Consider the following 13,431-nt stretch of genomic DNA (forward strand, 5'->3'; position numbering starts at 1 on the left):
CCGGACAAGCAAGCGCCGCCGGACCGGGTTCCGGCGGCGCTTTGGGTTCCTAGCGTGTGAGACAGGCTTACGCCAAGGTCTTGGCGATGTCGCTCATCTTTCGGTAGAGCCGCATGCTTCCGGGGATGCCGCGGAAACCGTGCTTCTCGTAGAAGGTGTGGGCGTCGTCGTCGAGAGCGTCGACGACGAAGAACCGCACGGCGAAGATCTCGTTCCCGGCCAACGCCCGCTCGAAGGAGTCCACCAGGAGAACGGGACCGAGTCCCTGCCCCTGGTACCGCGTGTCCAATGCCAGTCTCGCCAGCAGCACCGCCGGAATCGTGTGCATGCTGCCCCGAGCCAGATTCTTGGGCAGCTCTTCTCTTGCCAAGGTCGTGGAGGTGAAGGAGTAGTAGGCGGCGACCTCTCTGCTGCCCTCCTCACACCAGACGAACGTGGCGGCGGTGTTGTTCGCACGCGCGTGGAGCGCGCTTGTGCGTAGCCAGGTGTCCAGCTCCTCCTTCCCGCAGGAGAAGGATTCGAGCTCATGCTCCCGGCTGAGGGGATGGCAGACGAACACGGTCGGGCTACCTCTTCTTCACTGTGGAGCGGTGCCTGCGCACGGCCGAGGCCAGCTCCTCGATCGGCTCCGCGGGCTCTTCCAGGGACTCGACCATGGCGTCGAAGAACGCGGCGGGAACCCTGGTGGTCCGCTCGCGCTCCACGACCTCCTCGGCCGCCTCCCGGACTGCTCGGGCGACGAACTTGGAAGCGGACTCGTGGTTGATGCGTGCAGCCTCAAGGAACAGTGCCTTGTCCTCGGGCGTCACTCTGACTTCGATCCGTTCGGTCGCGTTGCTCATGCGCGGTGTTCCTTTGGGGTGTGGCTCTGGTCTCCCGTCCAAGACCAGAGTGCTTTCAATTGTACGGCACTTGTACGGAATTCGTGCGGAAGTCAGAAGTGAACCGTGCCCTGTCGCAAGGCGAGGTGCATCCTTCTCAGCGGCCCGTCCCCGCAGGGGTGTGGGTGTGGGCCTCGCGTTCGCGGGCTTCTCGCTCCCGGGCCTCACGTTCCTGCTTGGCGCCGAAGTAGTCTCCGCCCTTGCGCACCATGTCGTCGGTGCCCCAGGCCTCGTCGGCGCCGACCTTGCGCAGGTGCGGGATGTGCTTTCGGCAGTGGATGTAGGCCTCCTCGACCTGGACCACCATCCACATCAGCGCCCGTTGGCCCGGCACCTGGGGCAGCGGCAGGTCCGGGACGTGGGCGCGCAGCCGCTCGTCCTCGGTGAGCTTCACTTTGCCGTTGACGTGCAGGCCGATCCGGTCCCGCTGGAAGTCCAGGAACATCAGGCCGATGTGCGGGTTCTGGACGACGTTGCCGGCGCTGGCGAACACACCGTTGCCCCGGTACTCCGGGTAGGCCAGGGTGCGGTCGTCGATGACGTGCACGAAACCGGGTGGCCCGGCCCTGAAGCTGGAATCGCACTCGCCCTTGGCGTCCGCCGTCGCGATGAACAGCATTTCCTGGCGGGCGATGAACTCCTTCATCGTCGGGTTGAGGTGGTCCAGCATCTGGTCGCGGTAGAAGCGGTCGGCCCTCTCCGTGGTGCCCAGGACCTCCTGTACGTAGTGTTCCCCCTCGGATCCGGGCCTGTGGTGCTGATCGGACTGTGACATGGACGAAGGCTTTCGACGGTGTACGGAAGCGGTGACGGAACGGGTGGAGCCGGGTTCAGTCAGCGCGCGCGGAAGGGTGTCGAGGGGTTCGAGGCGGCCCTGGAAGGCGACGGTGGGGCGGAGTAGGGGGAGGGCGCGGGAGGCGCGTGGTTCGGGGAGGCTGAGGGCGCCGAGGAGTTCGGGGAGGGGGCGTTGGCCTGCTCCGCCCCGGCCAGCATGTTCGCGGTGATCCACTGGTAGACCAGCACCCAGGCCGAACTCATCGAGGAGGACCAGGTCGGGGAGATCTCGCTGACGGCGCGGACCAGGGCGCGCCCCACGTGCGGGTAGTGCTCCGGGGCCACCCCCAGTTCCAGGCGGTGCTGCAGGCCCAGGCGCTGGAGGTAGTCGGCGACCTCTCCGGGGTCGTCGAGGTGCTGGACCACGGCCAGGAGGGCGTCGGCCATGCGCTGCTGCTGCGGCTTGATGTCGTCCGAGAACATGGCCCGCACCTCGGGGACCATGGTGAAGAGGTTGTCGTAGAAGCACTTGGCCAGTCGTGCCGACCCCTGGGGGATGTCGACGGCTGACTGGCGGACCAGGTCGACGATCTCCTGGTCGGGCAATGGCACTTCTGATATCGAGCGAAGGGTCAAGGCTGATCCAGTGTTCGGGTGAGCGGGGAACCACGGACCGTGGGGGAGAGCTGCGGCGCGCTCTCGGTTTCCGAGGGTGACGGGGGCCTTGGATCGGTCTTTTTCCGCAGGGCACGCGGGAAGTTCCGCGGCGGCCCGAATCAGGACAGATGTGCTGGAGGTGGCCCTGACCTCACTGACTCGGGCTTTTGGTGAGGAACTGTAACAGACTCGCTACGTAGTCGAGAGCCCCTGATTTGTGACTGCTGGGTATTTACGTGACTCCAGTGACTACCCCTGGTAACCGCCCTGGTGGCACGCCCGGGTGATACACGCTCAGCCTTTCCCCACCGGGTCCGGGGCGGTAGCATGCCGCCGGTGGTATGGACCACATCCCGCTCTTCGGCGAAGGAAACGAGGCACCCGGTGGACACACCGCGACGGCTCCTGCTCGTGGGGACCTACACCCCCGACTCCGACCCGCCGGGGGAGGGGCAGGGCATCCACCGGGTCTGGTTCGACCCCGAGACGGGCGAGCTGACCGCAGACGGCGTTGCCGCCCGCACCACCGGACCCTCGTTCCTGGACTTCGCCGAGGACCCGCCCACGGTGTACGCGGTCAACGAGCGCGCCAAGGGCACGGTGACGGCCTTCCGGGTGCACGGTGACGCCTCCCTGACCGAACTGGGCTCCCTCCCGACCGAGGGCGGTTCGCCCTGCCACGTCCTGGATCTGGGGGACGGGCTCGCGGGCGTGGCCGACTACGCCAACGGCACCGCCGCAGTGGTGGCCTTCACCCTGGACGGCTCCGGCGGCACCGACGACGGCGAGCCCTGGCAGCTGTTCGAGCACTCCGGAAGCGGGCCGGTCACCGACCGCCAGGAGGGCTCGCACGCGCACAGCCTTACCCTGGCGCCCGACACCGGCAACCCCGAGCTCTCCTACCTGCTCGTCGCCGACCTCGGCACCGACGAGCTGCGCGTCTACCAGGTCGCCAACCCCCATCCCCCGGAGCTCCCGGCTGACAGCGAGGGCCCCGGCATGGTCTTCGTCCCCGGCGGCCTGCAGGGGGTCATCGCGCTGCCCCCGGGCACCGGCCCCCGCCACGCCGCACTGCACCCGAGCGGCGCGTACGTCTACGTGGTCGGCGAGCTGGACTCCCGCGTGCACGTCCTGAGCTGGGACGGCCGCGAGGGAACCGGCGAGTACCTCGGCTCGCTACCGGCCACCGCCGAAGAGGCGGCGGGCAGCAACTTCCCCGCCGAGATCACCCTGCACAGGGATCGCGTGTACGTGTCCAACCGGGGCGCGGACGTCATCTCGACCTTCGCCGTGCGCGAGGAGGGCGCACGCCTGGAGCACCTCGCTGACACCCCCGTGGGCGCTTGGCCCCGCCACTTCACCGTGGTTCGTGGACACAACGGGCAGCCCGACCACCTGGTCGCGGCCGCCCAGAACGGCGACTCCCTGATGTCGCTGCGTATCGACCCGGACACCGGGATCCCCGCCGACACCGGCCACCGCCTGGACATGCCGGTTCCGGTGTGTGTGCTGCCCGTCCCCATCAAACGCATCCGAAGGGCCGAGGCCGAAGGGGGAGCGGAGGCCTGATCCTCCCTTGCCTTTCCCCTGGCTGGGCAGCGGGCGAAGGCATCCCTTGCCGTGGCCGGGTTGTTCACAACGTCAGACATGCTGATCAGGTGAGACCACTTCTCTCACCTGGTCAGAAACGCCCGAACACCGCGGCTGCGTGTACACGGCCTTGACCACCATCAGGCCCCGCTGCCCGAGCTCAGCGAGGCCCTGTCGGTGGTCCTCGGACCGTACTTCTCCAGTCGCTACTTCTGGGCTTTCGGAGGGGCTTCCCGGATCGCCTACCGCCTCAGTGCTGTTCGCTCATGTGGCACGTAGATCACGGAGCGCGTCATCAGCGGGGAGCGAAGTCGCGACACGTAGCTGGCGCAGACTACCCATATACAGGGAAACCGCGGGCAAGGCGATCAGAGCGGTCGATGCGGCTAGCAAGGGTGCTGCTGGCGGTGGAGCGAGCTCAGGGAACACAGCGAGCCGAGCCACGGCGAAGACCACCCCGGACAGCAGGGCTCCGAGAACAGCGCCCGCAACGCCGGTCAGTGCTCCGAACGAGACCAGTTCGGCGCGGAGAAGTCGGCTGACCCTGCGTCTTGAGAATCCCACGGCCTTCAAGAGGCCGATCTCCTTGCGTCTGTTGCGAACCACGTCAGCACCGAAGGACGCACCTGTTCCCGCACAATAGACGGTGACGGCAGCGATCAGGACCCAGGTCAACGCCTGCACAAGCCTGACGCTACCGGGGACCTCGCTTGTCAGGGACTGCATACTGCTGACTGCGAATCCCTGTTCGGCCAGAACCCGCTGGACATCGAGGACGGCCTCCTCCTCGGAAACCTCGACGACTGCCTTGGGGTAGGCAACGCGGGCTCCGAAATCCTCTGGAGCGACCATCTGTCTGGCCGCGACCAGCTCACGCACGGTCGACAGGGAGACGTAGGCCGATCCGGGACCGTCTGACGCGCCGAAGCCGGAATCGTACAGTCCCACGACCCTGAACTCCGTGTATCCCGGTTCGCCGGTCTCCGGGCCGGTGGCGATGGTGTACTCCACCTCGACTGTGTCTCCGAGTAGGGCGGAGAGGTCCACTCCCGAAGCCTGGTCAGGCAGGATCACCTCGTTGTCGCCCAGGTCGTCCGGCGCCATCGGCTCCTCCCCGAGGTGGTCGGTGACGGGCGGCTGTCCGTACCCTGTACGGGGGGTCGCCCACAGGACTCCGGCCGGGTAGTCCTGGTCGACGAGGAGGAAACCTTCCTGGAGCCAGGGACGGACAGCCTCGACGTCGGGGAGGTCGGCGATCTCGCTCAGAGTCCGATCATCCAGGGTGACACCTTCTCCCGACTGGACCGAGTCGATCTCGACGCTTCGGTTGGCTGAGGCTCCGCTGATGTTCTTCTGGGCGTAGGCGAGCAGAGTCACCGTTGCTGTCACGCACACCAGGGCGAAGGCCACCCCAAGAGCGGTGAAGACCAGCGGAGCCCGGCTGACACGCAGCAGGGCGCAAAGGTTGCGCCGGATGATGTGCCGGTCATTCATCGCTGTCTCCCCGGCCGACTGCCTCAGAGGTCAGGTGCCCGTCGGTCAGTTCCACCACTCGTGTGGACCTTGTGGATACGACGGGGTCATGGGAGGCGATCAGAACGGCGGCTCCCCTGGAGCACTGGTCGGTGAGCAGGTCCAGAACGGCCAGGGACGAATCCAAGTCGAGTCCGGCCGTGGGCTCATCCGCCAGGATCAGGCTCGGTGTGTTGATCAGGGCGCGCGCGACGGCCGCACGTTTGGCCTCACCGCCCGACAGGTGCCGTACGGGGGAGTTCGCGCGCTGGGGGAGCCCCACAACGTCGAGCAGCTCCTGTGCTCTCCGTTCGGTGTCAGACGGCGGAGCTGTCGAGGCGAGCATGACGTTCTCCAGGGTCGTCAGCGCCGGCAGAAGGTGACTGTCCTGAAAGACGAAGCCGACCTCCTGCTGGCGGACACGGGCGCGAGCCGCCTCGTTCAGCTCTCGTGCAGGGGTTCCCCTGATGGTCACCGTTCCGGAATCGGGGCGGGTCAAGAGGCCGATGACATTGAGGAGGGTGCTTTTCCCGGAGCCGGATGGGCCCTGGAGGGCGATTGTCTCCGAACCAGGTGAGCACAGGGTGGCTTCAAGGATGACCGGGGTCTCGGAATAGCCCTTGCGTACACGAACGATCTCCAGGACGTTGGGAGAACCTGGGTGGAAGGGTGTGTCGTGGAGATGGACCGAGGTCACCGGAGGCCCGCCCTGGTGGCACGCACGGTCGATCCGAGGTCGCACTCGGAGGCGTTGTCCCAAGCTCGGTAGAGCTCGACGAACTCCTCGCAGCCGCGCTGTTGCTCCCCCCACGATGAGAGGAGCGACAGGATGTCATTGATGCCCGTCTCGATACTCGCGACAGGTACGGCCGCCTCGACCTCGACCATGCTCAAGCCGTCCTGTTCCTCTTCCAGGATCTCCGGAGTGGACTCGACCAGGTCCGCGAAATGTTCCAGCAGCTCGTTCTCGTCGTCGGTGTGGTGACGCAACGACAACAGCTGCCAGGCGCGCAGGCGGTCCTCGCGGTCCTGTACCTCGAACAGTGCGACCGGAAGGTCCGGTATCTGCGCGGAGGAGTCCAGCTGTTCCACGAGGAGCACGAGTTCGAGCACGGCATGAACGTTGTCCTGCCCCAACGTGAGCGAACCCAGGTGATCGAGCGCCCAATCGATCGCGGAAGCCTCAAGGTCCGCGTCGGGCTCACCTGCCTGTCGGAGAATCAGCCCGCCGTACAGTTCTTCGAAATTCTCTCCGCGCTGACGTGCTTCAAGGACCAGTTGCCGAGTCGCGGCGACCGTATCCGAATCGTAGACCTCGTCCTCGGCGTTGACCGAGAACGCGAGCCATCCCACCATGTGTGTTGCCTGAAGCGTTCCCAGTACGGTGGTCATTTCGCGCACCATGCCGGTCTCCGGGGAGATCCGTTCCTCCACCGCCTCCGAGAGAGGCTCCAGTAGTGAGGTGTCGCCGTCAGCGAGTTCCCAGGAAGCAGCTAGATAGTAGGCGTCGAAATCCTGAAGTTGATCCGGGTTTTCCAACAGCGGCTCCAGAGCTGCAAGCGCGTCGTTCTGTTCGCTCTCGGTCAGATTCCCCTGGTAGTCGTTGAGGCAGAGCGAGCCATAGACATCCATCAATTCGTGGGGGTCGGCCACACCAGTCGGAGTGAAATCCGTTTCCCAGGTCTGCGTGATCAGTTTTGGATCCTCACCGAGGAGTTCCAGTGATCGCGCTGATCGACACAGTAGGAAGGGTTTGTTTGTTAGCTCTACTGTCTTGTTGGTGAACCGTACAAGTTCCTCGCTTTGCTCATGTGAAAGGCTGATGTTCCAAGTGTCGGCGGTTTCCATGGCCATGGCGAGGTTGGCGATGTCAACTTCGGTTGTGCCGGTGGGCGAGGGCGGAAACAAGGACTGGAAGTCGTTGATGTAATCCTGGGAAGGAAGGGGAGTCCCAGGTGTTTGGGAATACCACCAGTATCCGTGGAGCCCGTGTTCGGCGACGGTTTCAGGGAGTAGATGGATATCATCGCTTTCGGTGCCGAGCTGAAAGTCGATTGATGAGCCATCGGAGATTCCCATGACCTTGCTGCCGTGAAAGGTGGAACTCCAGCTCTCGGCCCCCTGGTCCGGTGCGGGATGTGCGTAGAGGCCGTCTTCGGTGCGTAGCGAGGACAGGTCGGACAGCAGGTCGTCGCGATGTTCGGGGTGATCAGATCCCCCGGTGAAAAGATGGCACGAGGTAATCAGGAAACAACAGGCAACCGTGCTGACCAGGGAAAGAAAGGGAAAGCTTCTGCGCGATGAGCCGGAGCCCCTCTGTGTGAGGTGCTCCGGCAGTGCGGGTTTGCTCAGCATGAAATCAGGTCAGCGTTGAAGTGGAAGCCGTCGCGCTACGAGTCATGCCGTAGTAGTAGCCGAACCCCGTCGTGGTGCCGGTTACCTGGAAGGTGAACGCGTTCGCGATGACGTTACCGGACAGGTAAGACCCGCGGGCACCGTTGTTGTTCGTCCAGCTGGTGCTTACTTCGCTTCCGCTTTGGCCGAAGGCATCCAGGCTTGAGGAAATCCCCCAGGAGGAGAATGTGGTCGTATTACGAACCCAGTCAGTTCCGGAGCGAGGGGCCGGTCCGTTCTCGATAATGGCCGAGGTTCGGTACGGGCGGCTCTTGGCTCCGTAGCTTGCGATGTAGACATTCGCCACGAGCCTGGCGCCGTTGCCGAAGTTGGTCGCCTTGCTGTCGTTGGCGAGCGGCTCGATATCTCCGTTTCCGTCAGAGATGATCTCCGAATCGGGGATGGCTTCCTTCGTTTCGGCCAAGGATGCCGAAGGCTGCCACAGGGCGAGCACTAGCGCTGAGACGATGGTAAATGTGACTCCGCGGAGGGGGATAAAGCTCTCCATTGGTAAGGCTTTTGTGGGGTCGCGGCGACGCTACCATCCTTATGTTCATCGCGTCCAATTTGTCCCCTGTTGATGCTTGAATAATGCTCTGACCTGGGAACTGGCGAACGCCGTGCCTGCCACGACGCCACACCTTTGAGCCCGGAGCACGGAGCACGGGGGCCTGGCCCCCGAAACCGAGGAAGGGCTACTCGGTAACGACTGCCTGACCTCCGGCGCCCTCCTCGCCCTTCGCCCTGCGCGAGCAGGGCGCCCGCCTGGAGCACCTGGCCGATGACAGCTGTCTGTCCGGGGCGGCGGCCAGGACCACGATGAACAGCGCGCGAGAGCGCTTGTTCATGATGTTCGCCTTTGGAGAGGGTTCCCATCGGAAGGGGACGGCGAGCCCCGCCCGCCGTCCAACGAGATTCGCTCCGATGGGTTCCCACCCGCCGCCACGAGATCCGTTCGGTTACCCGGAGCTACGCAACCGGGGCCAGGGGGTCAACCACTCAAGCCTGCCCGGCCTCCTCGGTGCCCGGTGGCGGGCACGACCGCCGTTCCCCAGGCCACCCGCGCTCCTGGGGGAGGGCTTTCGAGGTGCCGGAACCCGTACCACCGGCACCCGGTGCAAACGAGGTGCGGTCTCACCGGTCACCTTGCGCATTTCCCCGATCAGCTCGGCGGAGTCGTCCCCCGAGAGCAACAACATCCGGCCGGTGTGGGCCGCCCAGTACTGCCCCGTTGCGCCGCCGTGCCAGAAGGTCCACCCGCGTCCGCGGAAGGTGGCGCGCAGTCGGTTGAGTTCCTGCTCGGTCGAGCTGAACGCCGTCTCCAGGGTCATCATCGCCGACATCCCCGCGGCTCCGCGCCCTGCCCGCCCCCGGGCTGGATCCCCAGTACCGACATGGCCTTCCTGAGCTCTCCGGCACTGGCGGTCACGATCAGCTCCGGCTGACCACCGGACCCGGTCCGGGTGCTGGTCGCCACGTAGCTGGTGATTTCGGAGTCCACTCCGTGGAGTTCACAGATGAGGAAGTCGGGGAACTCGGCGTGCAGCTTCAGGATCTCCGAGCTCGGCCGCAGGTGGTACCCGGTCAACGTCATCACCGCGCCCAGATCAGGGCGAAGAACAACCCCGGTCCGCGGTTCGACTCGAACCGGCCCCACCGCGCGGCCAGAGCGTCGACCAGCAACAGGCCGCGCCCGCTCTCCGCGTCGAGGTCAGGGGAGAGAGCGCGGAGTTCCGGCATACGGCCGCTGTTGTCACGGACCTCCACCCGGAGAGCGCCGACGCACAGGTGCGCCCGGGCCACGATGGATCCGGCCCGCTGGTGCACCACGCAGTTGGTGGCCAGCTCGGAGAGGAGGAGAAGGGCGGTGGCGGAGGCGTCGCCGGGAACCCCGGCCACGGTCATCCTCCGGTCGAGCCAGCCACGGGCGTCCCGGACGCACTCGGACCGAGCGGGGAAGCGGAAGGTCGAACGGCGCAGCGGCTCCGGCCGCCTGCCCTGCGGGCACGCGGAAACGATACGGTTGGTCATGGGTCCTCACCTGGTTTCGTCAGGTAGTGGGCCAAGGCCCTGATCAGGTGTTCTCGCACCAGGTCAGGGCCGTTTCATATGCCGGAATTCATGTCGGCAACTTCATTGGCCACACTCACATACTTGAAGTCCGCCAGGCGAGAACGGCCATCAGATGCAGCTTTTTGCAGGAATCGGCAGTATGCCGTAGTCACTTGTGGTCACATGTAGTCATGAGTACTGCGCGTGAAGCCGCGGAAAAGGCGGCATTGGTGCAATTCGGTCAGACCCTTCAGAGTTTCCGGAAGGAAGCGGACCTGTCCCAGCGGGAGCTGGCGAAGAGAACGCTGATCTCGCACCAGATGATCGGCGCCATCGAACGGGCAGAGCGTGCGCCCCGCAAGAATTTCGCAGAGCGAGCTGACAAGGAACTCTCTGCCCACGGTGCCCTGACGAGGCTCTGGCCAGGCTCCCATGAGAGTGTCCCGTACTGGTTCCGGCAGTACACGGAGCTGGAAGCTGAGGCCAACGCCATATCGGACTTTCAGTCCGACGCAATTCCTGGCCTGTTCCAGACGGAGGAATACGCGCGTACTGTCCTGGAAGCCAGTTGGCCGCCTGCGGACCCCAAGACGGTCAGCTCCCTGCTTTCCGCTCGGATGTCCCGTAAAAAGCTGCTCGACCGGGATCCCCTGCCTCTTCTGTGCGTGCTGATGAGCGAGGGAGTTCTGCGGCGCCTGGTTGGTTCCACCCGGATCATGATTGACCAGTTGGCTCAGCTGGTCGAGCTTGGAAGTAGGTCCTACATCCGCCTCCAAGTTCTGCCCTTCGCCTCGGGTGCACACGCTGCGATGGACGGCTCCTTCAAGGTTCTGGATATGAGCGATGGTGAAAAACTGGCCTACGCTGAGATCCCTGGTAGCGGTCAGGTCATCTCTGACGCCTGCCAAGTGGAACAATGCGCACAGCGCTTTGGAGCTTTGCAGGCGTTGGCGCTCTCCCCCAATCAGTCCGTCGACTTCATCTCCCGCTACAAGGAGGCACACAGCCGTGGAATCGACCCCTTCTCACTGGCGCAAGTCGAGCTACAGCGGTAACCAGGGCGGTGACTGCGTCGAGGTCGCGGACACCGAGACCCGTGTCTACGTCCGTGACACGCAGAACCGGTCGCTCGGTCAGCTCTCCTTCCCCGCCGCTGACTGGAGAGCGCTCCTCACTGCGCTTCGACGCTGACTCTTCGCGCCCGACCGAAGAGGTCAAGCCACGAAGCCCTGAAGCCGCTTCAGGCACTCGCGACACGAGTAGGGCGGCGGACCTCCGCGTCTTCGCCGCCCCTGTGACCTGGCTCTCAGGCAAACCCCTACAACTCCGGCGCTCCTCTTCTGTGCGCCCCGCCTCCTGATCAGGCATCCCTCATATCGGACAATGGACGGTGATCCGCTCTCTACACCTCCCCGAGGGGAACCACGCATGCCCACCACAGTGACGGCCCACGTCCGCTATCGGGGCCTGACCTCGCGCGACCTCGCACTCGTCGCCGTGTTCGCCGCGCTCATCGCCGCGCTCAGCGTCACCGTCGCCATCCCCATCCCGTTCTCCCCGGTGCCCATCACCCTCCAGACCCTGGGCATCATGCTCGCCCCCAGCCTCCTGGGCTGGAAGCGCGGCAGCCTCGCCGTGGCCACCTTCCTCGCCCTCGGCCTGGCCGGGCTGCCCCTCTTCGCAGGCGGCCGGGGCGGCCTCGCGGTCCTGGCCGGGCCCTCCGCCGGGTTCATCGTCAGCTGGATCTTCGCCGCCCTGGTCATCGGCCTGCTCACCGACCTCATGGTCCGCAAGGGCAGGTACAGCTTCTGGCAGGGCCTGGTCATCAACGCCCTCGGCGGCATCATCGTCATCTACGCCATCGGCGTCCCCTGGATGGCTGTGGTGCTCGGTGACGCCGTCCTCGCCTCGCTCCTGTCCATGGCGGTCTTCCTCCCCGGCGATATCGTCAAGGCCGTGGTCACCGCCGCCATCGCCAGCGCCGTCTTCCGCGCCTACCCGATCCCGCCCGCGGGCCGCCCTGTCGCCGACGAGAGCGCCGACGCCGCAGAAGCCCGCGACGCCGACACCGCCGCCGACGACACCACCGAGGACACCGACTCCTCGCGGGAGAAGAAGGCCTGATGCTCCGCCTCGAGGGGGTCTCCCACTCCTACGAAAGCCGCGCCGTCCTGCGCGACATCAGCCTCGACCTAGCCGAACACCGCATCGGCGTGATCGGGGCCAACGGATCGGGCAAGTCCACGCTCGCCCGCACCCTCAACGGACTCGTCCTACCGGACCGGGGCCGTGTGTCGCTGGGGGAGTGGGACACCCGGCGACACGCCAAACACATCCGGCGCCGCGTCGGTTTCGTCTTCTCCGACGCCGCTAACCAGATCATCATGCCGACGGTCGTCGAGGACGTGGAGATCGGACTGCGCTCCCTGCGCCTGGGCCGGGCCGAGACCGCCCGCCGGGTCGACGCGGCCCTGGAACGATACGGCCTCGCCGACCACCGCGACCACCCCGGACACCTGCTCTCCGGCGGCCAGAAACAGCTGCTCGCGCTGGCCTCGGTCCTGGTCACCGAGCCCGAGGTCCTGGTCTGCGACGAACCCACCACCCTGCTCGACCTGCGCAACACCCGCATGGTCCACCGCACCCTGGACGGGCTCGACCAGCAGGTCCTCCTCTTCACCCACGACCTCGACCTGCTCACCGGCTTCGACCGGGTCCTGGTCATGAACGACGGCCGGGTGGCCTTCGACGGCGCCCCCGCCGACGCGGTGTCCTTCTACACCGAGCTCATGGACAGCCAGCCCCTGGAACCGGGGGCCGACGCCGTCCACGACCCCGAACCCGGAGCGGCCCCGTGAGCGTGATCGGGCTGTACGTCCCCGGTACCGGGCCGCTGCACCGGATCGCCGCCGCACCCAAACTCCTCGCGCTGCTGGTCATTGGTGCCGCACTGCTGATCGCCGCTAACCTCTGGGCGGCCCTGGGCGCCCTCGCCGTGAGCCTGGTCCTGTACCCGGCCGTGGGCCTGCACCCGCGTCGGGCCCTCGGGGTGCTGCGCGTCCTGTGGCCGTTCCTCCTGGCCATCGGGGTGTTCCAGACCCTGTTCGCGGGCGCCTGGGAGGAAGGCGTCCGGCTCTGTGCCCAGCTCGCCGCACTCGTTCTGCTCGCCAACGCCGTCACCCTCACCACGCGTGTGCGCGAGATGCTCGACCTCTTCGAACGCCTCGCCCGGCCGCTGCGCCGGGTGGGGGTCAACCCCGACCGGGTCGCCCTGGTCCTCGCCCTGACCATCCGCTCCATCCCGATGGTCGCCACCGCCTGGCAGGCCGCCCGCGAGGGCTACCGCGCCCGGGGCCTCTCCGGCCGCCCGCACCTGCTCGTGGTACCGGTGATCGTCCAGCTGCTCCGGATGGCCGACGCCACCGGCGAGGCGCTCGTGGCCCGGGGGATCGACGAGGACACCTCCACTCGCGAGGACATCCGGACCCATGAGGACCTCCCTACCCCCGCGGACCCCCGCACCTGCCGGGACTGAGCCAGCACCCACGGGCCGAACCGGCCCCACGAACGT

General features: G+C 66.2%; 18 protein-coding genes. 6 read left to right on the plus strand and 12 right to left on the minus strand.

Annotated elements, in window-relative coordinates:
* Positions 1-67: 67 nt before the first annotated feature.
* The 4 genes from NE857_RS08790 to NE857_RS08805 form a co-directional block, all read right to left on the minus strand.
* Positions 68-559 carry a GNAT family N-acetyltransferase gene (locus tag NE857_RS08790; RefSeq protein WP_254420523.1) on the minus strand — a complete coding sequence of 164 codons (492 nt, stop codon included), beginning with the start codon at positions 557-559 and terminating at the stop codon, positions 68-70.
* A 7-nt stretch (positions 560-566) separates the two neighbouring features.
* Positions 567-842: a type II toxin -antitoxin system TacA 1-like antitoxin gene (locus tag NE857_RS08795; protein WP_254420524.1), complete on the minus strand. Its 276-nt coding sequence runs from the start codon at positions 840-842 to the stop codon at positions 567-569.
* 136 nt (positions 843-978) lie between these two features.
* Positions 979-1,656: a pyridoxamine 5'-phosphate oxidase family protein gene (locus NE857_RS08800; protein ID WP_254420525.1), complete on the minus strand. Its 678-nt coding sequence runs from the start codon at positions 1,654-1,656 to the stop codon at positions 979-981.
* Between the two features lie 59 nt (positions 1,657-1,715).
* Positions 1,716-2,261, minus strand: coding sequence for a globin domain-containing protein (locus NE857_RS08805; RefSeq protein WP_344012782.1), 546 nt, complete (start codon positions 2,259-2,261; stop codon positions 1,716-1,718).
* A gap of 435 nt (positions 2,262-2,696) precedes the next feature.
* Between NE857_RS08805 and NE857_RS08810 the strand changes: the two genes are divergently transcribed.
* Positions 2,697-3,881: a lactonase family protein gene (locus NE857_RS08810; protein WP_254420527.1), complete on the plus strand. Its 1,185-nt coding sequence runs from the start codon at positions 2,697-2,699 to the stop codon at positions 3,879-3,881.
* A 285-nt stretch (positions 3,882-4,166) separates the two neighbouring features.
* Here NE857_RS08810 and NE857_RS08815 read toward each other — a convergent pair whose 3' ends face one another.
* The 8 genes from NE857_RS08815 to NE857_RS08850 all read right to left on the minus strand — a co-directional run bounded on the left by NE857_RS08815 (position 4,167) and on the right by NE857_RS08850 (position 9,839).
* Positions 4,167-5,396, minus strand: a complete 1,230-nt coding sequence (locus tag NE857_RS08815; protein ID WP_301184317.1) for an ABC transporter permease — start codon at positions 5,394-5,396, stop codon at positions 4,167-4,169.
* Positions 5,389-6,225 carry an ABC transporter ATP-binding protein gene (locus tag NE857_RS08820; RefSeq protein WP_344012788.1) on the minus strand — a complete coding sequence of 279 codons (837 nt, stop codon included), beginning with the start codon at positions 6,223-6,225 and terminating at the stop codon, positions 5,389-5,391. Before NE857_RS08820 ends, NE857_RS08815 begins: the two co-directional genes overlap by 8 nt.
* On the minus strand, positions 6,108-7,769 hold the full coding sequence (locus NE857_RS08825; protein ID WP_254420530.1) for a hypothetical protein: 1,662 nt from the start codon (positions 7,767-7,769) through the stop codon (positions 6,108-6,110). The genes NE857_RS08820 and NE857_RS08825 overlap by 118 nt, the downstream gene beginning before the upstream one ends.
* A 4-nt stretch (positions 7,770-7,773) precedes the next feature.
* On the minus strand, positions 7,774-8,232 hold the full coding sequence (locus NE857_RS08830) for a hypothetical protein (RefSeq protein WP_254420531.1): 459 nt from the start codon (positions 8,230-8,232) through the stop codon (positions 7,774-7,776).
* A 271-nt stretch (positions 8,233-8,503) separates the two neighbouring features.
* A complete protein-coding gene (locus tag NE857_RS08835) occupies positions 8,504-8,656 on the minus strand; it encodes a hypothetical protein (RefSeq protein ID WP_254420532.1) in 153 nt (50 codons plus the stop codon).
* 111 nt (positions 8,657-8,767) lie between these two features.
* A complete protein-coding gene (locus tag NE857_RS08840) occupies positions 8,768-9,151 on the minus strand; it encodes a hypothetical protein (protein ID WP_254420533.1) in 384 nt (127 codons plus the stop codon).
* On the minus strand, positions 9,139-9,402 hold the full coding sequence (locus tag NE857_RS08845) for a hypothetical protein (RefSeq protein ID WP_254420534.1): 264 nt from the start codon (positions 9,400-9,402) through the stop codon (positions 9,139-9,141). Before NE857_RS08845 ends, NE857_RS08840 begins: the two co-directional genes overlap by 13 nt.
* Positions 9,402-9,839, minus strand: coding sequence for an ATP-binding protein (locus NE857_RS08850; protein WP_254420535.1), 438 nt, complete (start codon positions 9,837-9,839; stop codon positions 9,402-9,404). Before NE857_RS08850 ends, NE857_RS08845 begins: the two co-directional genes overlap by 1 nt.
* Positions 9,840-10,051: 212 nt before the next feature.
* Between NE857_RS08850 and NE857_RS08855 the strand changes: the two genes are divergently transcribed.
* From NE857_RS08855 to NE857_RS08875, 5 genes are all read left to right on the plus strand, one after another.
* Positions 10,052-10,915 (plus strand): helix-turn-helix domain-containing protein, encoded by an 864-nt coding sequence (locus NE857_RS08855; RefSeq protein ID WP_254420536.1) that lies wholly within the window; start codon positions 10,052-10,054, stop codon positions 10,913-10,915.
* Positions 10,869-11,051 (plus strand): DUF397 domain-containing protein, encoded by a 183-nt coding sequence (locus tag NE857_RS08860; protein ID WP_254420537.1) that lies wholly within the window; start codon positions 10,869-10,871, stop codon positions 11,049-11,051. The genes NE857_RS08855 and NE857_RS08860 overlap by 47 nt, the downstream gene beginning before the upstream one ends.
* A 237-nt stretch (positions 11,052-11,288) precedes the next feature.
* Positions 11,289-11,984 carry a biotin transporter BioY gene (locus tag NE857_RS08865; RefSeq protein ID WP_254420538.1) on the plus strand — a complete coding sequence of 232 codons (696 nt, stop codon included), beginning with the start codon at positions 11,289-11,291 and terminating at the stop codon, positions 11,982-11,984.
* On the plus strand, positions 11,984-12,718 hold the full coding sequence (locus NE857_RS08870; protein WP_254420539.1) for an energy-coupling factor ABC transporter ATP-binding protein: 735 nt from the start codon (positions 11,984-11,986) through the stop codon (positions 12,716-12,718). The genes NE857_RS08865 and NE857_RS08870 overlap by 1 nt, the downstream gene beginning before the upstream one ends.
* Positions 12,715-13,395 (plus strand): energy-coupling factor transporter transmembrane component T family protein, encoded by a 681-nt coding sequence (locus NE857_RS08875; protein WP_254420540.1) that lies wholly within the window; start codon positions 12,715-12,717, stop codon positions 13,393-13,395. The genes NE857_RS08870 and NE857_RS08875 overlap by 4 nt, the downstream gene beginning before the upstream one ends.
* The last annotated feature ends 36 nt before the right edge of the window (positions 13,396-13,431 follow it).

It is taken from the genome of Nocardiopsis exhalans (genome assembly GCF_024134545.1).
Taxonomy (GTDB): domain Bacteria; phylum Actinomycetota; class Actinomycetes; order Streptosporangiales; family Streptosporangiaceae; genus Nocardiopsis; species Nocardiopsis exhalans.

What these genes read in the sequence shown, in the direction of transcription:
- NE857_RS08795 (WP_254420524.1), bottom strand. Translation starts at nt 842, where the DNA reads ATGAGCAACGCGACCGAACGGATCGAAGTCAGAGTGACGCCCGAGGAC.
- NE857_RS08800 (WP_254420525.1), bottom strand. Translation starts at nt 1,656, where the DNA reads ATGTCACAGTCCGATCAGCACCACAGGCCCGGATCCGAGGGGGAACAC.
- NE857_RS08815 (WP_301184317.1), bottom strand. Translation starts at nt 5,396, where the DNA reads ATGAATGACCGGCACATCATCCGGCGCAACCTTTGCGCCCTGCTGCGT.
- NE857_RS08825 (WP_254420530.1), bottom strand. Translation starts at nt 7,769, where the DNA reads ATGCTGAGCAAACCCGCACTGCCGGAGCACCTCACACAGAGGGGCTCC.
- NE857_RS08835 (WP_254420532.1), bottom strand. Translation starts at nt 8,656, where the DNA reads ATGAACAAGCGCTCTCGCGCGCTGTTCATCGTGGTCCTGGCCGCCGCC.
- NE857_RS08840 (WP_254420533.1), bottom strand. Translation starts at nt 9,151, where the DNA reads ATGTCGGCGATGATGACCCTGGAGACGGCGTTCAGCTCGACCGAGCAG.
- NE857_RS08845 (WP_254420534.1), bottom strand. Translation starts at nt 9,402, where the DNA reads ATGACGTTGACCGGGTACCACCTGCGGCCGAGCTCGGAGATCCTGAAG.
- NE857_RS08850 (WP_254420535.1), bottom strand. Translation starts at nt 9,839, where the DNA reads ATGACCAACCGTATCGTTTCCGCGTGCCCGCAGGGCAGGCGGCCGGAG.
- NE857_RS08855 (WP_254420536.1), top strand. Translation starts at nt 10,052, where the DNA reads ATGAGTACTGCGCGTGAAGCCGCGGAAAAGGCGGCATTGGTGCAATTC.
- NE857_RS08865 (WP_254420538.1), top strand. Translation starts at nt 11,289, where the DNA reads ATGCCCACCACAGTGACGGCCCACGTCCGCTATCGGGGCCTGACCTCG.
- NE857_RS08870 (WP_254420539.1), top strand. Translation starts at nt 11,984, where the DNA reads ATGCTCCGCCTCGAGGGGGTCTCCCACTCCTACGAAAGCCGCGCCGTC.